Below are 20,314 nucleotides of genomic sequence, written 5' to 3'. Positions count from 1 at the left end.
CCTGATGACATGCAATGATTCAGGCATCTATAGTGAGGCTATTCCACGCATCATGCATGATATTCACGGGGAATAGCGTTAATGGCAGATAATCCAAACTCTTCATCGCCCCTGCCGGACGTGTTTTCACCGGCGACCCGCGACTGGTTTCTTCGCGCCTTTAAACAGCCGACCGCTGTCCAGTCGCAAACCTGGCATGTGGCGGCACGAGGTGAACATGCGCTGGTGATTGCACCGACTGGCTCAGGGAAAACGCTGGCAGCATTTCTCTACGCACTGGATCAGCTCATCCGCGAAGGTGGCGAGCATGCCAGCGAGGCGCATAAACGCAAAACCTCACGCATCCTCTACATTTCACCAATTAAAGCCTTAGGCACCGACGTTCAGCGCAATTTGCAGATCCCGTTACAAGGCATTGCAGAGGAACGGCGGCGGCGCGGCGAAACGGAAGTCAATCTTCGCGTGGGGATCCGGACTGGCGATACGCCCGCGCAGGAACGCAGCAAACTGACCCGCAATCCGCCGGATATTCTGATAACCACCCCCGAATCACTCTATCTGATGCTGACCTCCCGCGCGCGCGAAACGCTACGCGGCGTCGAGACGGTAATTATTGATGAAGTCCACGCGGTAGCGGGCAGCAAACGCGGTGCGCATCTGGCGTTAAGCCTGGAACGGCTCGATGCGCTGCTACACACCTCAGCACAGAGAATTGGACTTTCCGCGACTGTACGCTCAGCCAGCGATGTGGCCGCATTTCTTGGTGGCGATCGTCCGGTTACTGTAGTCAACCCGCCCGCAATGCGCCATCCGCAGATACGGATTGTCGTACCGGTCGCCAATATGGATGGTATCTCGTCGGTCGCCAGCAGCACCGGGGAAGACAGCCATGCGGGCAGAGAAGGCTCAATCTGGCCGTATATTGAAAGCGGCATTCTTGATGAAGTGTTGCGCCATCGCTCAACCATCGTCTTCACCAATTCTCGCGGCCTGGCGGAAAAACTGACGGCACGGCTGAATGAGCTTTACGCCGCACGATTACAGCGCTCCCCGGCCATCGCCATAGACGCCGCTCATTTCGAGTCTACCTCCGGCGCAACCTCTAACCGCGTACAAAGTAGCGACGTTTTCATTGCCCGCTCGCACCACGGTTCCGTCTCTAAAGAACAACGGGCGATAACCGAACAAGCACTGAAATCAGGCGAATTGCGCTGTGTGGTCGCGACTTCCAGTCTCGAACTGGGGATTGACATGGGCGCGGTAGATCTGGTGATTCAGGTGGCGACGCCGCTTTCTGTCGCCAGCGGACTACAGCGCATTGGTCGCGCCGGACATCAGGTTGGCGGTGTATCTAAAGGGCTGTTTTTCCCCCGTACCCGGCGTGATTTAGTCGATTCCGCCGTCATTGTCGAGTGTATGTTTGCAGGCAGGCTGGAAAACCTGACGCCACCGCATAATCCACTCGACGTCCTTGCGCAGCAAACCGTTGCCGCCGCGGCGATGGATGCATTACAGGTAGACGAATGGTACTCCCGCGTACGCCGTGCTGCACCGTGGAAAGATCTGCCAAGACGAGTTTTTGACGCCACGCTGGATATGCTTTCAGGGCGCTATCCTTCTGGTGATTTTTCCGCTTTCCGCCCAAAGCTGGTCTGGAACAGGGAGACGGGGATATTGACCGCCCGACCTGGCGCTCAGCTGTTGGCTGTTACCAGCGGTGGCACCATTCCGGATCGTGGCATGTACAGTGTGTTATTACCCGAAGGTGAAGAACAGACAGGCTCGCGGCGGGTGGGCGAACTGGATGAAGAGATGGTGTATGAATCGCGAGTGAATGACATCATCACTCTCGGCGCTACCTCATGGCGGATCCAACAAATCACCCGCGATCAGGTCATTGTGACACCTGCACCAGGTCGCTCTGCCCGACTTCCCTTCTGGCGTGGCGAAGGTAATGGACGCCCCGCTGAATTGGGGGAAATGATCGGCGATTTTCTCCATTTGCTGGCGGATGGCGCGTTCTTTTCCGGAAATATCCCGCCGTGGCTGGCAGAAGAAAATACACTCGCCAATATTCAGGGGCTGATTGACGAACAGCGTAACGCTACGGGCGTTGTCCCTGGAAGCCGCCACCTGGTTCTCGAACGCTGCCGTGATGAAATTGGCGACTGGCGCATTATTTTACACTCTCCCTATGGAAGACGAGTGCATGAACCGTGGGCGCTGGCGATTGCCGGACGACTGCATGCGCTATGGGGCGCTGATGCCTCGGTAGTCGCCAGCGATGACGGTATTGTCGCCCGCATTCCAGATACCGACGGCAAATTGCCTGACGCCGCGATATTTTTGTTTGAACCGGAAAAGTTGCTGCAAATTGTCCGCGAGGCGGTGGGCAACTCAGCACTTTTCGCCGCCCGTTTTCGCGAATGCGCCGCGCGGGCATTATTAATGCCTGGCCGAACACCGGGGCATCGCACCCCACTCTGGCAACAACGGCTGCGCGCCAGTCAGTTGCTGGAAATCGCCCAGGGTTATCCGGATTTTCCAGTCATTCTCGAAACTCTGCGTGAATGCCTGCAGGATGTGTATGACCTTCCCGCGCTGGAACGTTTGATGCGTCGCCTGAACGGTGGCGAAATTCAAATATCCGATGTAACGACCGCTACGCCCTCGCCTTTCGCCGCCAGTTTATTGTTCGGTTATGTGGCGGAATTTATGTATCAGAGCGACGCCCCGCTGGCAGAACGGCGAGCTTCAGTGCTGTCTCTGGACAGCGAATTGTTGCGCAATCTACTCGGTCAGGTTGATCCTGGTGAGTTACTCGACCCGCAGGTCATTCGTCAGGTGGAAGAAGAGTTACAGCGACTGGCCCCTGGCAGAAAAGCGAAAGGTGAAGAAGGTCTTTTCGACCTGTTGCGCGAACTGGGGCCAATGACCGTTGAGGATCTGGCGCAACGGCATACAGGCCGCCGTGAAGAGATTGAGACATATGTAGAAAATCTTCTGGCGGAAAAAAGAATCTTCCCGGTGATCATGGCAGCTCAGGAGCATCTGGCCTGTATGGACGATGCGGCCAAATTACGCGATGCTCTCGGAGTGCAACTGCCGGACTCGCTGCCTGATATTTACTTGCACCGTGTCAATTACCCGCTTCGCGATCTCTTTCTGCGCTATCTCCGGGCTCATGCTCTGGTCACGGCTGAACACCTGGCTCATGAGTTTAGCCTCGGTATTGCCATTGTCGAAGAGCAACTTCATCAATTGCGCGAACAGGGGCTGGTGATGAATTTGCAACAAGACATCTGGGTGAGCGATGAAGTTTTTCGTCGTTTGCGTTTACGTTCCCTGCAGGCTGCCAGAGAAGCTACGCGTCCGGTACCCGCCATTGCCTATGCACGATTGCTGCTGGAACATCAGGGCGTGCTCCCCGCCACCGATGGTAGCCCGGCGCTCTTTGCCTCAACATCGCCAGGCGTTTATGAAGGCGTGGATGGCGTCATGCGAGTTATCGAACAGCTTGCTGGTGTCGGTTTACCCGCCTCACTGTGGGAAAGCCAGATCCTGCCCGCCCGCGTACGCGATTACTCGCCAGAAATGCTCGATGAACTGCTGGCAACCGGTACGGTTATCTGGTCGGGGCAAAAAAAGCTCGGTGAGGATGACGGTCTGGTGGCACTGCATTTACGGGAATTTGCCGCCGAATCGTTCATTCCCGCAGAACAGGATCAGGCGAAACGTTCAGCGCTTCAGCTGGCAATTATCGCGGTTCTGACTGACGGGGGCGCCTGGTTTGCGCAACAAATCAGCCAACGAACAGGCGAGATAATCGGCGAGCCCGTAGAGCCTTCAGCCCTGCAAGAGGCGCTTTGGGAACTGGCCTGGCAAGGCGTCATCACCTGTGATATTTGGGCACCGTTGCGCGCCCTCACCCGAAGCAGTCCGACCACTCGCCGCAGTAGCCGGGCTCGTCGTGGACGTCCGGTTTATGCACCGTCAGCTATGCCGTCGGTATCTTACAACACACCAAAGCTGGCTGGACGCTGGTCGTTATTGCAGGTAGAGCCACTAAACGATACCGAAAGGATGCTGGCGCTGGCGGAAAATATGCTCGACCGCTACGGAATCATCAGCCGTCAGGCGGTGATTGCTGAAAATATTCCTGGCGGATTTCCGTCGATGCAAACGCTTTGCCGCAGTATGGAAGATTCCGGGCGAATTATGCGGGGTCGATTTGTTGAAGGTTTGGGTGGTGCACAATTTGCTGATCGCCAGACCATTGACCGTCTGCGCGACCTGGCGCCCCATGCCACGCAGACGCGACAATATATGCCCGTGGCCCTTAGTGCCAACGATCCGGCCAATTTGTGGGGGAATCTACTATCCTGGCCTGCACATCCGGCGACGCTGGTTCCGACTCGTCGGGCAGGCGCGCTGGTGGTCATTTCTGGCGGCAAATTATTGATTTATCTGGTGCAAGGTGGCAAAAAAATGCTGGTCTGGCAGGAAAAAGATGAATTATTACCACCGGAGGTTTTCCTGGCGCTAACCACCGCGTTGCGGCGAGAACCACGGCTACGGTTTACGTTGACAGAAGTGAATGACCAACCGGTCCGGCAAACGCCGATGTTTACGCTGCTGCGTGAGGCGGGATTTTCAAGTTCGCCACAAGGGCTGGATTGGGGATAAAAAGCACTGACGGATGCCTGTTAGCATCCGTCAGTATTGCGAAACGGATTATTCAGCATCCGGCTCTTCAGACTTGTATTTAGCAGCAGTTTCTTTGATCAGCTGCTGCAGTTCGCCACGCTGATACATTTCAATCACGATATCACAACCGCCTACCAGCTCGCCGTCAACCCACAGTTGCGGGAAAGTCGGCCAGTTCGCATATTTCGGCAGTTCCGCACGAATGTCCGGGTTCTGCAGGATATCAACGTAGGCAAAACGTTCGCCACAAGCGGCAAGCGCCTGGACTGCCTGGGCAGAGAAACCGCAGCTCGGCAGTTTCGGTGAACCTTTCATGTACAGCAGGATCGGGTTTTCAGCAATCTGGCGTTGGATTTTTTCGATAGTGGTGCTCATTGTCTTGCTTCCTCAAACTTCTTTACGGCAGTAATCTGACATTGTAGCGGGTCAGTGCGGCATCGGAAAATAACATTTTCATCATGCTTTTGCTATTTTATCCCTTTGCTCTATTTGTTGCATTTCAAATATTCGTTTCTACTCTGCCACGCTGCAAGCTGGCGTATTTGTGACCATTTTTAGCTTTCACTGCTGCTTTTTTTTGCGCTCGCCGACGAAACGTATTTTTTAACAATAAAAGCTATTAACTTTCCCTTCTTCTATGCATTAGAATCATCAAGTTTTGTAAATCAGACGCAGGCATGATAGACCTGCCTTAACAGAGGGACGCTCAGTGGCGCGGATAAACCGTATTTCGATCACGCTCTGTGCTTTACTTTTTACCACCCTGCCTTTAATGCCTATGGCCTATGCTTCCAAGCAAGCCAGGGAGAGTTCTGCTACCACTCATATCACCAAAAAAGCAGATAAAAAGAAAAGCACGGCAACCACCAAAAAGACCAATAATAAAGCCAGTCAGAAAACCGCCAAAAAAGTCGCCAGTAAAAGTACGACCAAAAGCAAAACCGCTTCTTCCGTTAAAAAATCCTCCATTACCGCTTCTAAAAACGCTAAAACTCGCAGCAAAAATGTTGTCACTAAAACGGCGTCTGCCAGCTTTACGGAAAAGTGCACCAAACGTAAGGGCAATAAGTCACATTGCGTGAAAGTCAAAAATGCCGCCCCTGGCACTATTGCCGATGCGCACAAAGCCAAAGTTCAGAAAGCCACTAAAGTGGCGATGAATAAACTGATGCAGCAAATTGGCAAGCCATATCGTTGGGGCGGGAGTTCACCGCGTACCGGTTTTGATTGCAGTGGACTGGTTTATTACGCTTATAAAGACCTGGTTAAGATCCGTATTCCGCGCACGGCCAACGAAATGTATCACCTGCGCGATGCGGCACCTATCGATCGCAGTGAACTGAAAAACGGCGACCTGGTCTTCTTCCGCACGCAAGGGCGTGGGACTGCCGATCACGTAGGCGTGTACGTTGGCAATGGTAAATTTATTCAGTCACCACGCAGTGGCCAGGAAATTCAAATCACGTCGTTAAGTGAAGATTACTGGCAACGTCACTATGTTGGCGCTCGTCGGGTAATGACCCCAAAAACACTTCGCTAAAACTTTACCCTGTTGTTACGGCAACAGGGTAAGTTCATCTTTTGTATCACCTTTTAATTTGCTACCCTATCCGTACTCACAATAAGGCTATTGTGCGTATACCAATGAATAATAAAGGAGAGTAGCAATGTCATTCGAATTACCTGCACTACCATATGCTAAAGACGCTCTGGTTCCGCACATTTCTGCGGAAACCATTGAGTATCACTACGGCAAACATCATCAGACTTATGTCACTAACCTGAACAACCTGATTAAAGGCACCGAGTTTGAAGGTAAATCACTGGAAGAGATTATTCGCAGCTCTGAAGGTGGCGTATTCAACAACGCAGCTCAGGTCTGGAACCACACTTTCTACTGGAACTGCCTGGCACCAAACGCCGGTGGCGAACCGACTGGCAAAGTCGCTGAAGCTATCGCCGCATCTTTCGGTAGCTTTGCCGATTTCAAAGCACAGTTTACTGACGCTGCGATCAAAAACTTTGGTTCTGGCTGGACCTGGCTGGTGAAAAACAGCGATGGCAAACTGGCTATCGTTTCTACCTCTAATGCTGGTACTCCGCTGACCACCGATGCGACCCCGCTGCTGACCGTTGATGTCTGGGAACACGCTTATTACATCGACTATCGCAATGCGCGTCCTGGCTATCTGGAGCACTTCTGGGCGCTGGTGAACTGGGAATTCGTAGCGAAAAATCTCGCTGCATAATAACTGATGGCAAATGCAACATTGCCTGATGCGCTACGCTTATCGGGTCTATCCGGATGAGGCGTTAACACCGCATCCGGCAAGATAAATCGCACTTTGCCTGCAAACTGTAACGCAGAAGGTATCCCCTTCTGCGTTTCGTTTATTAACTGTTGGCAACGCAAACTGCTTCAGGTCGTTTTCTGGCTGACATAAACACCAGCAACAATGCCAGTCCTGCGACAATTGCCCCCATCACCGGCACAAAACTGAACCCCAGACCACCCGAAATCACTGCGCCACCTGCCGCGGCACCCAGAGCATTGCCCAGGTTAAAGGCACCGATATTCACTGAGGAAGACAGCCCTGGCGCTTCGCTGGCAACTCGCATCACACGCATCTGTAACGGCGGTACCACCGCAAAGGTTGCTGCGCCCCACACCACCATGCTGATAGCCGCACCAAACTCATTACGCGCCAGGAACGGGATCGCCAGCATAATCACCATCAGCAGCAACAAAAAGCCTTTCAGCGTGCCGTTGACCGAACGATCTGCTAGTTTACCGCCTAAATAGTTACCGATAGAAAACCCAACGCCAATCAGCACCAGCATGGCTGTTACGAACACCGGCGTTGCGTGGGTGATACTTTGTAGTACTGGTGAAATATAGGTGTAGAGGGTAAACATTGCGCCAGCCCCTAGTACCGTCGTCAGCAAGGCTGATAACACCTGCGGACGCATCAATACCGCCAGCTCTTTTTTCACTTCCGGTCGCGCACCTGCGCCGCCTTTCGGTAACGAGAAGAACAGGCTAACCATTGAAATCACGCCCAGCCCCGCCGTTGCCAGAAACGACATCCGCCAGCCAATAGTTTCGCCAAGCCAGGTCGCCGCAGGAACACCGCCAATATTTGCCAGAGTTAAGCCCATAAACATAGTGGCGACGGCGCTGGCCTGTTTGTGTTTAGGCACAACGCTTGCGGCCACGACTGAACCCAAACCAAAGAATGCCCCGTGATTCAGACTGGTCAAAATGCGTGAAAGCATCAGCGTCATATAATCCGGCGCGATGGCGGAAAGCACGTTGCCAAGAGTGAAAATGGCCATCAGGAAAATAAGCGCACTGCGCCTGGCGCGATGAGACAGCAGTAATGTCATCAGCGGCGCGCCAACCATCACGCCAACCGCATAGGCGCTGATTAACATGCCCGCAGCAGGAATCGAGACATCCACACCACGCGCAATGACGGGTAACAGGCCCATTGGCGAGAACTCCGTTGTCCCGATACCAAACGCGCCAACTGCCAGCGCCAACAACGGATAGTTAATTTTCATGCCTAATCTCCACCTCTTCGCGTCATTACACGATATTCATCAAAGTGGCGAAAGCATGACAGCAATCACAAAAAATTGAAAATAACAAAAAGAGAAAACACTTTTGCCATTTTGCTAACAAAAGGAAAGAGAGAGCGAGGGAGGATGCGCTCCCTCGAAGGGAAATCAGTGCAGCGCGGCAGTCAAACCTACGGCCACGATCAAACCGAGGACAATAATGGTTGTTACCAGTGAAAATTTAAGATCAGTACTCATCAAGTTTTCTCCTTTTTTATTACCCTACAAAAAGTGATATTACGCATTTTTACACACTGTGAAGAAAAAATCTCCCGCCATTTATAATGATAAGTGTTTTTACCACTTCCCCTTTTCATCAAGATCGGCCAAAATTCCACGCTTACACTATTTGCGTACTGGCCATTGACCCCTTCCTGACGCTCTGTGTCGTTTTTCCGGCGTACCGCAACACTTTTGTTGCGCGTAAGGTGTGTAAAGGCAAACGTTTACCTTGCGATTTTGCAGGAGCTGAAGTTAGGGTCTGGAGTGAAATGGAATGGCAACAATAAAAGATGTAGCGAAGCGAGCAAACGTTTCCACTACAACTGTGTCACACGTTATAAACAAAACTCGTTTCGTCGCTGAAGAAACGCGCAACGCCGTGTGGGCAGCGATTAAAGAATTACACTACTCCCCTAGCGCGGTAGCGCGTAGCCTGAAGGTTAACCATACCAAGTCTATCGGCTTGCTGGCGACCAGCAGCGAAGCAGCCTATTTCGCGGAGATCATCGAAGCGGTTGAAAAAAATTGCTTCCAGAAAGGTTACACGCTGATCCTCGGCAACGCGTGGAACAATCTGGAGAAACAGAGAGCCTATCTGTCGATGATGGCGCAAAAACGCGTCGATGGCCTGCTGGTCATGTGTTCTGAGTATCCAGAACCGTTGCTAGCGATGCTGGAAGAGTATCGCCATATCCCGATGGTGGTAATGGACTGGGGCGAAGCAAAAGCCGACTTTACCGATGCGGTCATCGATAACGCGTTTGAAGGCGGCTACATGGCCGGACGCTATCTGATTGAACGCGGTCATCGCGAAATCGGCGTTATCCCTGGTCCTCTGGAACGTAATACCGGCGCGGGTCGTCTGGCAGGGTTTATGAAGGCGATGGAAGAAGCGATGATCAAGGTGCCGGAAAACTGGATTGTGCAGGGTGACTTTGAACCTGAATCGGGTTATCGCGCCATGCAACAAATCCTGTCGCAGCCACACCGCCCTACTGCGGTCTTCTGTGGCGGCGATATCATGGCAATGGGTGCACTTTGCGCTGCTGATGAAATGGGTCTGCGCGTACCGCAGGATGTTTCGCTGATCGGTTATGATAATGTGCGCAACGCCCGCTACTTTACCCCGGCGCTGACCACTATCCATCAGCCAAAAGATTCGCTGGGCGAAACGGCGTTCAACATGCTGTTGGACCGTATCGTCAACAAACGCGAAGAACCGCAGTCTATCGAAGTTCATCCGCGGCTTATTGAACGCCGCTCCGTGGCTGACGGTCCGTTCCGCGACTATCGTCGTTAATCATCCGTTGCGGGAGTCTCTTCCGGCTCCCGCAGCCACTCCTTATTCAGCGTCTCACTATCACCGAGATACTCCAGCAACCATGTTAACGCTGGCGACATATCATTCTGCTGCCAGGTCAGACAACATGCCGAATCAGGGAATGGATTTTCCAGTTCTAACGCCACCCATTTTCCCTCATTAAGCCATGGTTTGGCGAAATGCGTCGGCACCATGCCAATGCATAAACCGGCCGAGATACAGGTTGCCGATGATTCCCAGTCAGGTACGACAAGCCTTTTTTGGTTATCCAGCAGCCAGGTAATTCGTTTGGGTAACGTCCGCGACGTGTCTTCGCGCACCAGCGACGGCCAGTTGCGCAACGTGTCATCGCTGAGCGGCCCATTCATCGACGCAAGCGGATGGTGGCGGGCAACAACACAACTCCAGCTCAACATCCCCATATCACGGAAGGCGTAACGGCCCCCAACCGGAATCGCTCGTGTCGCGCCAATCGCCAGTTCCACGCGCCCATCGGAAAGCGCATCCCAGACGCCGTTGAACACTTCCTGAAAAACCAGAAGTTCGACGTCATCAAAATGGCGATAGAAATCAACAATCATCTGCCGCGTGCGTTCTGGCCTGACAATATTATCTACCGCGATAGCTAATTGACCGCGCCAGCCGTTCGCTATCTGCTGACATTGTTGGCGAGTGATCTGCATTTTTTTGACAACAGAGCGCCCTTCTTTGAGAAACCACGCCCCGGCAGCGGTCAGTTCCACGTCACGATGACGCCGTTCAAAAAGCGGCACCGCCAGCCACTCTTCCAGCTGACGCACGGTATAGCTGACCGCAGAAGGAACGCGATGCAACTCCTGGGCTGCAGCGCTGAAGCTGCCATTTCGCGCCACTGCATCAACCACTTCGAGAGAATACTCAGACCACATAGTTTGCCTGCAAAATTTTTGAAACCAGTCATCAAATATTACCGTTTCACAACAGGAATTTCACTCCCTACACTTTGCGACGGTGTTTAATTGAGGAATTTAGAGAATATACATGCAACCTGGGAAAAGATTTTTAGTCTGGCTGGCGGGTTTGAGCGTACTCGGTTTTCTGGCAACCGATATGTATCTGCCCGCTTTCGCCGCCATTCAGGCCGACCTGCAAACGCCTGCGTCTGCTGTCAGTGCCAGCCTTAGTCTGTTCCTTGCCGGTTTTGCCGCTGCCCAGCTCCTGTGGGGGCCGCTCTCCGATCGTTATGGTCGTAAACCTGTGTTATTGATCGGCCTGACAATTTTTGCGCTGGGTAGTCTGGGGATGTTATGGGTGGAAAACGCTGCCACACTGCTGGTATTGCGTTTTGTGCAAGCTGTTGGTGTCTGTGCCGCGGCCGTTATCTGGCAGGCATTGGTGACGGATTACTATCCTTCACAAAAAGTTAACCGTATTTTTGCGACCATTATGCCTTTAGTGGGGCTTTCTCCGGCGCTTGCTCCGCTGTTAGGTAGCTGGCTGCTGGTCCATTTTTCCTGGCAGGCGATTTTCGCCACTCTGTTTGCCATTGCCGTAGTGCTGATTCTGCCCATTTTCTGGCTTAAACCCACCACGAAAGCACGCAATGATAGTCAGGATGGACTGACCTTTACCGATCTGCTGCGTTCAAAAACCTATCGCGGGAATGTGCTGATTTATGCGGCCTGTTCAGCCAGTTTCTTTGCCTGGCTAACCGGTTCACCGTTTATCCTCAGCGAAATGGGCTACAGTCCGGCAGTAATCGGATTAAGTTATGTTCCGCAAACCATCGCGTTTCTTATTGGTGGTTACGGCTGTCGCGCCGCATTGCAGAAATGGCAGGGTAAGCAGTTGTTACCGTGGCTACTGGCGCTGTTTGCCGTCAGCGTGGTAGCAACCTGGGCTGCGGGCTTCATTAGCCATGTGTCGCTGGCCGAAATTCTGATCCCATTCTGTGTGATGGCCATTGCCAACGGGGCAATCTACCCGATTGTGGTCGCCCAGGCGCTACGCCCCTTCCCGCATGCGACTGGCCGCGCTGCTGCATTGCAGAATACCCTGCAATTGGGTCTTTGCTTCCTCGCAAGCCTGGGTGTTTCCTGGCTCATCAGCGTCAGCACGCCACTGTTCACCACCACCAGCGTGATGTTATCAACCGTGGTGCTGGTTGCTATCGGCTATAAGATGCAACATCAACCTGAATCTCACTGCCAGAATCATGGCGAGACGGAAGTCGCACATAGTGAATCACATTGATCTATAGCGATATCGTTATACTTAGGCTGCTAACAAAATTTTGTTGTATGATTGAGATTAGCAGCCTATACTGAGTTCCAGTTGTTAATATTACGATAAATATTATGTTTTTACGGGGACAGGAGCGTTCCCGGGTCACTATGGATGGTCATTTCGGCAAGGGTTCCTCCTTTCCTCTGTTCTACGTCGGATTATAGACTCGCGGTTTTCCTGCGAGATTTCTCACAAAGCCCAAAAAGCGTCTACGCTGTTTTAAGGTTCTGATCACCGACCAGTGATGGAGAAACTATGAGTTCATCGTGTATAGAAGAAGTCAGCGTACCGGATGACAACTGGTACCGTATCGCCAACGAATTACTTAGCCGTGCAGGCATCGCCATTAATGGCTCTGCCCCGGCAGATATTCGAGTTAAAAACCCCGATTTTTTTAAACGCGTTCTACAGGAAGGATCGTTGGGGTTAGGCGAAAGTTATATGGATGGCTGGTGGGAATGTGACCGACTGGATATGTTTTTTAGCAAAGTCTTACGCGCTGGGCTTGAAAACCAACTCCCCCATCATTTCAAAGACACACTGCGCATTGCTGGCGCACGGCTCTTCAATCTGCAAAGTAAAAAGCGTGCCTGGATAGTAGGTAAAGAGCATTACGACCTTGGTAATGACCTGTTCAGCCGTATGCTGGATCCCTTCATGCAGTATTCCTGCGCTTACTGGAAAGATGCCTATAATCTGGAATCTGCCCAACAAGCGAAGCTCAAAATGATTTGTGAAAAGTTGCAGTTAAAACCGGGCATGCGGGTTCTGGATATCGGCTGCGGTTGGGGCGGGCTGGCGCATTACATGGCGTCTAATTATGACGTAAGTGTGGTTGGTGTCACGATTTCTGCCGAACAACAGAAAATGGCCCAGGAACGCTGCGCAGGTCTGGATGTCACCATTTTGCTACAGGATTACCGTGACCTGAACGACCAGTTTGACCGTATTGTTTCGGTTGGTATGTTCGAGCACGTCGGACCGAAAAATTACGATACCTATTTTGAGGTGGTGGATCGTAATCTGAAGCCAGAAGGGATTTTCCTGCTACATACTATCGGCTCGAAAAAAACCGATCTGAATGTTGACCCGTGGATTAACAAATATATTTTCCCGAATGGTTGCCTGCCTTCTGTACGCCAGATTGCGCAATCCAGTGAACCACACTTTGTGATGGAAGACTGGCATAACTTTGGCGCTGACTATGACACTACGTTGATGGCCTGGTATGAACGATTCCTCGCCGCCTGGCCGGAAATTGCCGATAACTACAGTGAACGCTTTAAACGGATGTTTACGTATTATCTGAATGCTTGCGCTGGTGCCTTCCGCGCCCGTGATATCCAGCTCTGGCAAGTGGTGTTCTCACGTGGGGTCGAAAGCGGCCTTCGCGTGGCGCGTTAAGTATTATTTCATCGCCCCCATTTTGGGGGCGATGTCATTTCAAACGCAGCTTTATTTCTTTTCCCGTGCCGCCAACACACGTTCAACAGTATCTACCACGGCCTGAGTTTGCGGATCGATTTCGATATTGACGCGTGCACCGAGTTTTTTCTTACCGAGAGTGGTACGTTCCAGCGTTTCCGGAATTAAATGCACACAAAAGCGGGTCGCTGTCACTTCACCAACCGTCAGACTGATGCCATCAATACCAATAAACCCTTTATACAGGATATATTTCATTAACTGCTCATCCTGTACTTTGAACCAGATCTGGTGGTTATTTTCTGATGTTATTATTTTCGATACTTCTGCGGTGGTCATAATATGACCTGACATTAAATGTCCGCCGATTTCATCGCTGAATTTAGCAGCTCGTTCTACGTTTACCCAATCCCCAACGTTTAAATCGCCAAGGTTTGTTATTCGTAACGTTTCTTTCATCAGATCAAAACTGATACGGTTGCCGTTAATTTCCGTTACAGTCAGGCAGCAACCGTTATGCGCGACAGAAGCGCCTGTCTCCAGACCATCCAACATGTAATCAGGTAATTCCACTACATGGGTTCGAAAATTTGCTTTCTCGTCAATCGACACCAACTTCGCGGTGCCCTGCACTATCCCCGTAAACATACTTACAACTCCTGAAATCAGTTAGGACATTCTGTTCAGCACAATAGCAGGTGGGAAACGTCCTTACCAGTAAAGGGGGTTGAGTGGTTATTTTTTCACTGGAGAATTAATAAATCCTCGCTACAATAGACTGAATTTCCCCTGCTTCTTCTTTTTGCTGCCCATTCAGGCGGTTTTTTAGTCTCTCATATAACAACAATATAAAAGGTGTTCACGTGCAGAAATACATTAGTGAAGCGCGTCTGTTATTAGCATTAGCAATCCCGGTGATTCTCGCGCAAATCGCCCAAACAGCGATGGGTTTTGTCGATACCGTCATGGCGGGCGGCTATAGCGCCACCGACATGGCGGCAGTCGCCATTGGTACTTCTATCTGGCTCCCGGCGATTCTTTTCGGTCACGGACTGCTGCTGGCAATGACGCCAGTCATCGCGCAATTGAATGGTTCCGGTCGCCGTGAACGTATTGCGCATCAGGTGCGACAAGGTTTCTGGCTGGCCGGTTTCGTCTCCGTGCTTATTATGCTGGTGCTGTGGAATGCGGGTTATATCATCCGCTCCATGCAAAATATCGATCCGGCCCTCGCCGATAAAGCAGTGGGTTATCTGCGTGCACTATTGTGGGGGGCTCCGGGCTATCTGTTCTTCCAGGTCGCTCGTAACCAGTGTGAAGGTTTGGCAAAAACCAAGCCGGGCATGGTAATGGGATTTATTGGCCTGCTGGTGAACATTCCGGTTAACTATATCTTCATTTACGGTCACTTCGGTATGCCTGAACTCGGTGGCGTCGGCTGTGGTGTGGCGACTGCGGCGGTGTACTGGGTAATGTTCCTTGCTATGGTTTCCTATATTAAGCATGCCCGTTCTATGCGCGATATCCGCAACGAAAAAGGCACCGCTAAACCAGATCCGGCGGTAATGAAAAGACTTGTGCAACTGGGTTTACCTATCGCGCTGGCCCTGTTCTTTGAAGTAACACTGTTTGCGGTGGTTGCGCTGTTGGTATCTCCGCTCGGTATTGTCGATGTGGCAGGCCACCAGATTGCCCTGAACTTTAGTTCGCTGATGTTCGTTCTTCCGATGTCGCTGGCAGCGGCTGTGACTATCCGTGTGGGTTATCGTCTGGGTCAGGGTTCCACGCTGGATGCGCAAACTGCTGCACGAACCGGGCTTATGGTTGGCGTCTGTATGGCAACGATGACGGCAATTTTTACAATCTCGCTGCGGGAGCAGATCGCTCTTCTGTATAACGATAATCCAGAAGTTGTGACACTGGCTGCACACCTGATGTTGCTGGCGGCGGTGTATCAGATTTCTGACTCGATACAGGTAATCGGTAGCGGGATTTTGCGTGGTTATAAAGATACGCGATCTATTTTTTACATTACCTTTATCGCGTATTGGGTGTTGGGCTTACCAAGTGGCTATATTCTGGCATTGACCAATCTGGTAGTTGAGCCGATGGGGCCGGCAGGTTTCTGGATAGGCTTTATTATCGGTCTGACTTCTGCTGCCATTATGATGATGCTACGTATGCGTTTCTTGCAACGTCTACCATCGGCTATCATTTTGCAACGTGCATCTCGATAAAAAAATGAGGCGCAATCCGCAAAGATTGCGCCTTAATTTTAGGCTGGCTGGAGCGTTGCGCCAATGCCATCTTCGTCCGGCTGCAATTTTAGTGCGCTGCAAATAGGCTGCCGACTGGCATCCGTTATCTCAACGTGAATATCACCGCTGACTTCCCCTTTCACACTGATGAATTCTGGAGAAATTTCTTTCGCACTGGTTTGCAGGCAAATCGTTCCTTCTCCTCGCAGACGTTTCACCTTCAACTGCACAGACGTTGCGGTTGACGTTATCAGCCACACTTTTCCACCATCGAGATTCAGGTTGCCAACATAGAAAGTGACATTGTCACCTTTAACCGTGCTGCCATCGAGGATCAACATGCCTTCCTGCTGGACCGTAATCGTTGATTGTTTCAGATCAGCGCCATAGCCAACAATCATAGAAGCGCCGTCCTGTAATGCAACGCTCCCCGTAAGTTCAACCGGAGCACAGTCTTCTTCTACGACGAATTTTTCATCCGCACTGGTGGGAGACATCACAATCACTGTCCCACTTTGTATCACTGCGTTTTCCAGCGTACCGGCATGCACTTCAGCCCGCCCACCGGTTTTAACTGTCAGGTTTTTAGTCTTACCAGAACTGTAGAGTTGCAGACCATCTGTCCCCAGGCGATAAACGGCACCATTCTCAACGATAGTATGAATGTCTTCGCCACCGAGATTATTCATGGTGCCACCCGCAATCAGCGTATCACTGGCTTTACCTGCCAGCATAAAAACGCCACCGTGGTTTATCTCACCATTGATGGCTTCTCCACCAGGGTAAACCAACAGTTCACCACCTTGATCTACAACAACTGCTGATGCTGTTCCGTTGACCAACAAACCACCATCCTGATCCAGAATGATTTTTTCCGCGCGATGGCCCTCCAGTACCCGCAGATTACCGCCATTCTCCAGCAATAAACCGCAGGCATAGCCCTGATCAACGCTAAATTCACCCTCGGGATGGCGGCCATTAACAGTCGCGAGCGTTGAGAGGCTAATCGCTCCACCATCTGACTGAACAATGTCAGTGGCTATTGCGCCGTCACCGACTGATAACGTGCCATTGTTGCTGTACTGTGTACATTTGGCGATTCCACCAGTTTCAACTTTCAGCCAGCCAGCGTCTGTGACCACGGTATTTTCTGCTCTTCCGCCTGCCTCAACAATCAACTCGCCATCAGTAAGTTGAGTCGCGCCGATAACGTCTCCAGCATGAACAATTTGCACTTTCCCGTCGCTAATCAAGTTTTTTGCATCAGATCCCATGACTTATTCCTATGCTGCATCTGTGTGCCTTTATCGCTACCTAAGTGTAAAGGCTACGAAGGATTTATCCACGATAGAATTGATATGGTGGCAAAGTCTCTGTTTTACATTGTGAGTCGAGGGATAATCGGCTGTATCAAATCTAAATATGATCTCTGGCCAAAAATCGCCCTTGCAAATCAACAAAATATCGCCAATTTGCTTAAAAGCTCTGCAAACGATAGAAATAGCGCAGAAAATTACGATTTGCCTCTTGCCACCTTCACGCTCTGCCGCTAATATTCGTCCCCGTTGTCACCTACAACGTTGCGTTCATAGCTCAGTTGGTTAGAGCACCACCTTGACATGGTGGGGGTCGTTGGTTCGAGTCCAATTGAACGCACCATCCTGCGTCCGTAGCTCAGTTGGTTAGAGCACCACCTTGACATGGTGGGGGTCGGTGGTTCGAGTCCACTCGGACGCACCAGATTTTCTTAATCTGGTCTTCTCTTCCCTTTTGTTTCTCCTGCTTCTTCTCTGTATCCAATACGTTAAAAGATTTACACTATCCTCGTATGCGTTATCAGAAGGAGAATAGCTATGGCAACTTTATTACAACTTCATTTTGCTTTTAATGGCCCCTTTGGCGACGAAATGGCTGAGCAACTTAAACCGCTTGCCGAGTCGATTAATCAGGAACCCGGTTTTCTGTGGAAGGTGTGGACAGAAAGTGAAAAGAACCATGAAGCCGGTGGGATCTACCTTTTTACCGATGAAAAAAGCGCCCTGGCTTATCTGGACAAACATACTGCCCGCCTGAAAAATCTTGGTGTCGCAGAAGTTATTGCCAAAGTTTTCGATGTCAATGAGTCACTGAGTCAAATCAATCAGGCAAAACTGGCCTGACACAGATTAATGAAGGGCGATACGCGCCCTTTTCGTCCCCGTCTGAAATTTCTCCTTTTCTAAATATTTCCACCACACTTACCTGATAACACCAAATTCAAAAAAATGCATACAGGTAAGTAACAATGAAAAAAATTGCCATTGTGGGTACCGGACCAACAGGGATCTACACTTTCCTCTCGCTTTTGCAGCAACAAACGCCACTCTCCATTTCTCTCTTCGAGCAAGCCGACGAGGCGGGTGTCGGTATGCCGTACAATGATGAAGAAAACTCGAAAATGATGCTGGCAAATATTGCCAGCATTGAAATACCGCCGATTTATTGTACTTATCTGGAATGGTTGCAAGAGCAAGATGCCAGCCATTTGCAACGTTATGGCGTTAAAAAGGAAAGCTTGCACGATCGCCAGTTTTTGCCGAGGATTTTGTTAGGAGAATATTTCCGTGATCGCTTTTTACGGTTGGTAGAACAAGCTCGGCAGCAGCAATTTGAAATCAACGTTTATAAATCTTGCCAGGTGACTGATCTGCAAGTCACAGACTCTGGCGTGCTTATCTTCACAGTTCGGGATTTGCCAGTTGAGACGTTTGATTTAGCCGTAATAGCCACCGGTCACGTCTGGCCTGACGAAGAACAGGCAAGCCGAACATATTTCCCCAGCCCGTGGTCAGGGTTAATGGAAGCGAAAATTGAAGCCTGTCGCGTGGGCATTATGGGAACATCCTTGAGCGGGCTGGATGCCGCAATGGCGGTTGCTATCCAGCATGGTTCCTTTATTGAAAAAGATAATCAACGCATTCTGTTTCAGCGCGATAGCGACAGTGAAAAACTCAGTATTACATTGATGTCACGCACAGGTATTTTGCCAGAAGCCGATTTCTATTGCCCAATTCCCTACGAACCTCTACGCATTGTCACTGAACATTCCCTGAACGCGGAAATTGAAAAAGGTACACAGGGTCTTCTGGACCGGGTATTTAAACTTATATTGAAAGAGATTACTGCGGCTGATCCTGACTGGAGCCAACATATTGCGATAGAGGACCTGAATGTCGATACCTTCGCGCTGGCCTGGTTTGCTGACCGTAAACAGCATGACCCATTTGCCTGGGCAGAAAAAAACTTAGCAGAAGTCGAGCGAAATAAACGTGAAAAACATACCGTTCCCTGGCGTTATGTCATTCTTCGCCTGCATGAAGCCGTACAGGAAATTGTTCCGCATCTGAATGAGCACGACCATAAACGGTTCAGTAAAGGCCTTGCCAGAGTATTTATCGACAATTATGCAGCTATTCCTTCTGAATCTATAAAGCGCTTACTGGCTTTGCGCGAGGCGGGAATTATCCATATTCTCGCTCTCGGTGAGGAATACGATATGGAAATCGACAAAACGCACACAATGCTGAAAACAGCGGACAACAGCTACTCGTTTGACGTTTTTATTGATGCTCGTGGGCAGCGCCCGCTCAAAGTGAAAGACATTCCTTTCCCTGGACTACGTGCACAGCTACAGAAAACAGGCGATGAAATCCCTGATATCGGTGAAGATTATACGCTACAGCAACCGGAAGAAGTTCGTGGTCGCGTGGCGTTCGGCGCGTTGCCCTGGCTAATGCACGATCGGCCTTTCGTTCAGGGGCTTACGGCTTGTGCTGAAATTGGCGAGGCTATGGCGCAGGCCGTCGTTAAGCCAGCATCCCGCGCACGCCGACGTCTGTCGTTTGATTAAGGTAAAAGAGTCAGCATTCCACAAATTGATGCTGCTCATTCAGACGATAGCGAACTCCAGCGCGAATATTACTTTCACCTTCAACGGCTACGGCAAAGCGCACTCTTTCGCCGTCATGATACGCCAGCGCGGCGCTGCCTCCTGGCCCGAGAATAATTGAATCCACCACGCCCGCACTCACTACCGTTGAATTTTCACCGCTGGCGATGATATGAACGTTATCGCCGCTGTTGGCAATCCTGGCGTTTGCGCCAAAGCTGGCGATTTGCACCAGATCGCCATTACTGGCGACATGACACCGTTCACCCAATGTACAAACACGTACTCGCATTCCGGTATTCGCAATACGACTGCTGTCTCCGGCGCTGCTTATCCGCGAGGAATTACCGGTTACAGCAACACGAGCACGTTCACCTGAGCTACCGATATGGCTGTTAAAGCCGACACTGCCAATCCGCACGCTATAACCCATGCTGGCAATTTGCGCAGCATACCCCACGGTAGCGATTCTGGCGTTATCCTCACAACAGCCGACGCGTGCGTGATCGTCGGCCCGGGCGAACTGACTGCAAAAGGGTATCTCTACGGGCAATGCCGTTCACTTAA

At 51.0% G+C, this 20,314-nt stretch carries 15 protein-coding genes, 2 tRNA genes and 1 pseudogene; 11 read left to right on the top strand and 7 right to left on the bottom strand.

Going from position 1 to position 20,314, the window contains the following annotated elements; translation table 11 throughout:
* The first annotated feature begins 81 nt into the window (after positions 1 to 81).
* Positions 82 to 4,686: an ATP-dependent helicase gene (locus D9738_RS15770; protein WP_130260582.1), complete on the top strand. Its 4,605-nt coding sequence runs from the start codon at positions 82 to 84 to the stop codon at positions 4,684 to 4,686.
* 48 nt (positions 4,687 to 4,734) lie between these two features.
* Here the strand turns inward: D9738_RS15770 and grxD are convergent, their stop codons facing one another.
* Positions 4,735 to 5,082 carry a monothiol glutaredoxin 4 gene (gene grxD / locus D9738_RS15765; protein WP_000108172.1) on the bottom strand — a complete coding sequence of 116 codons (348 nt, stop codon included), beginning with the start codon at positions 5,080 to 5,082 and terminating at the stop codon, positions 4,735 to 4,737.
* 334 nt (positions 5,083 to 5,416) lie between these two features.
* Between grxD and mepH the strand changes: the two genes are divergently transcribed.
* Positions 5,417 to 6,247 (top strand): peptidoglycan DD-endopeptidase MepH, encoded by an 831-nt coding sequence (mepH, locus tag D9738_RS15760; protein ID WP_130208194.1) that lies wholly within the window; start codon positions 5,417 to 5,419, stop codon positions 6,245 to 6,247.
* A gap of 127 nt (positions 6,248 to 6,374) precedes the next feature.
* Positions 6,375 to 6,956, top strand: coding sequence for a superoxide dismutase [Fe] (sodB, locus tag D9738_RS15755; RefSeq protein WP_130208196.1), 582 nt, complete (start codon positions 6,375 to 6,377; stop codon positions 6,954 to 6,956).
* Positions 6,957 to 7,101: 145 nt separating this feature from the next.
* On the opposite strand, the gene D9738_RS15750 is transcribed toward sodB, so the two are convergent.
* Both D9738_RS15750 and cydH read right to left on the bottom strand, forming a co-directional pair.
* The gene (locus D9738_RS15750; protein ID WP_130260581.1) at positions 7,102 to 8,271 is read right to left on the bottom strand and encodes an MFS transporter; all 1,170 of its coding nucleotides are present in this window, start codon (positions 8,269 to 8,271) and stop codon (positions 7,102 to 7,104) included.
* A gap of 165 nt (positions 8,272 to 8,436) precedes the next feature.
* Positions 8,437 to 8,526 (bottom strand): cytochrome bd-I accessory subunit CydH, encoded by a 90-nt coding sequence (gene cydH, locus D9738_RS15745; protein WP_000102278.1) that lies wholly within the window; start codon positions 8,524 to 8,526, stop codon positions 8,437 to 8,439.
* 298 nt (positions 8,527 to 8,824) lie between these two features.
* Between cydH and purR the strand changes: the two genes are divergently transcribed.
* A complete protein-coding gene (gene purR, locus D9738_RS15740) occupies positions 8,825 to 9,850 on the top strand; it encodes an HTH-type transcriptional repressor PurR (protein WP_000190978.1) in 1,026 nt (341 codons plus the stop codon).
* On the opposite strand, the gene punR is transcribed toward purR, so the two are convergent.
* Positions 9,847 to 10,779 (bottom strand): DNA-binding transcriptional activator PunR, encoded by a 933-nt coding sequence (gene punR / locus D9738_RS15735; RefSeq protein ID WP_130218967.1) that lies wholly within the window; start codon positions 10,777 to 10,779, stop codon positions 9,847 to 9,849. The two genes, purR and punR, sit on opposite strands and share 4 nt — an antisense overlap.
* Before the next feature lie 112 nt (positions 10,780 to 10,891).
* Between punR and punC the strand changes: the two genes are divergently transcribed.
* Together punC and cfa are read left to right on the top strand one after the other, a co-directional pair.
* On the top strand, positions 10,892 to 12,103 hold the full coding sequence (gene punC, locus D9738_RS15730) for a purine nucleoside transporter PunC (protein WP_130208202.1): 1,212 nt from the start codon (positions 10,892 to 10,894) through the stop codon (positions 12,101 to 12,103).
* 288 nt (positions 12,104 to 12,391) lie between these two features.
* Positions 12,392 to 13,540, top strand: coding sequence for a cyclopropane fatty acyl phospholipid synthase (gene cfa, locus D9738_RS15725; protein ID WP_130208204.1), 1,149 nt, complete (start codon positions 12,392 to 12,394; stop codon positions 13,538 to 13,540).
* A gap of 51 nt (positions 13,541 to 13,591) precedes the next feature.
* Here cfa and D9738_RS15720 read toward each other — a convergent pair whose 3' ends face one another.
* Positions 13,592 to 14,209 carry a riboflavin synthase gene (locus D9738_RS15720; RefSeq protein WP_064530047.1) on the bottom strand — a complete coding sequence of 206 codons (618 nt, stop codon included), beginning with the start codon at positions 14,207 to 14,209 and terminating at the stop codon, positions 13,592 to 13,594.
* 215 nt (positions 14,210 to 14,424) lie between these two features.
* Here D9738_RS15720 and mdtK point away from each other — a divergent pair, with 215 nt between their 5' ends.
* On the top strand, positions 14,425 to 15,798 hold the full coding sequence (gene mdtK / locus D9738_RS15715; RefSeq protein WP_130208206.1) for a multidrug efflux MATE transporter MdtK: 1,374 nt from the start codon (positions 14,425 to 14,427) through the stop codon (positions 15,796 to 15,798).
* 38 nt (positions 15,799 to 15,836) lie between these two features.
* Here mdtK and D9738_RS15710 read toward each other — a convergent pair whose 3' ends face one another.
* A complete protein-coding gene (locus D9738_RS15710; RefSeq protein ID WP_130260580.1) occupies positions 15,837 to 17,093 on the bottom strand; it encodes an AIDA repeat-containing protein in 1,257 nt (418 codons plus the stop codon).
* A gap of 308 nt (positions 17,094 to 17,401) precedes the next feature.
* Between D9738_RS15710 and D9738_RS15705 the strand changes: the two genes are divergently transcribed.
* From D9738_RS15705 to D9738_RS15690, 4 genes are all read left to right on the top strand, one after another.
* Positions 17,402 to 17,478: transfer RNA gene (locus D9738_RS15705), tRNA-Val, on the top strand.
* Positions 17,479 to 17,482: 4 nt separating this feature from the next.
* Positions 17,483 to 17,559 (top strand) — tRNA-Val (locus D9738_RS15700).
* A gap of 113 nt (positions 17,560 to 17,672) precedes the next feature.
* Entirely contained in the window at positions 17,673 to 17,978 is a 306-nt protein-coding gene (locus tag D9738_RS15695; RefSeq protein WP_130208210.1) for a monooxygenase, read from the top strand.
* A gap of 125 nt (positions 17,979 to 18,103) precedes the next feature.
* The gene (locus tag D9738_RS15690) at positions 18,104 to 19,708 is read left to right on the top strand and encodes an FAD-NAD(P)-binding protein (RefSeq protein WP_130260579.1); all 1,605 of its coding nucleotides are present in this window, start codon (positions 18,104 to 18,106) and stop codon (positions 19,706 to 19,708) included.
* A 10-nt stretch (positions 19,709 to 19,718) separates the two neighbouring features.
* Here the strand turns inward: D9738_RS15690 and ydhT are convergent.
* A pseudogene (gene ydhT, locus D9738_RS15685) lies at positions 19,719 to 20,285 on the bottom strand (protein YdhT); the annotation flags it as partial.
* Positions 20,286 to 20,314 lie beyond the last annotated feature (29 nt).

Source organism: Escherichia sp. E10V5, assembly GCF_004212315.1.
Classification (GTDB): Bacteria; Pseudomonadota; Gammaproteobacteria; order Enterobacterales; family Enterobacteriaceae; genus Escherichia.
The sequence above is the reverse complement of the archived record's forward strand: the minus strand, read 5'-3'. Positions and strand labels throughout refer to the sequence as shown.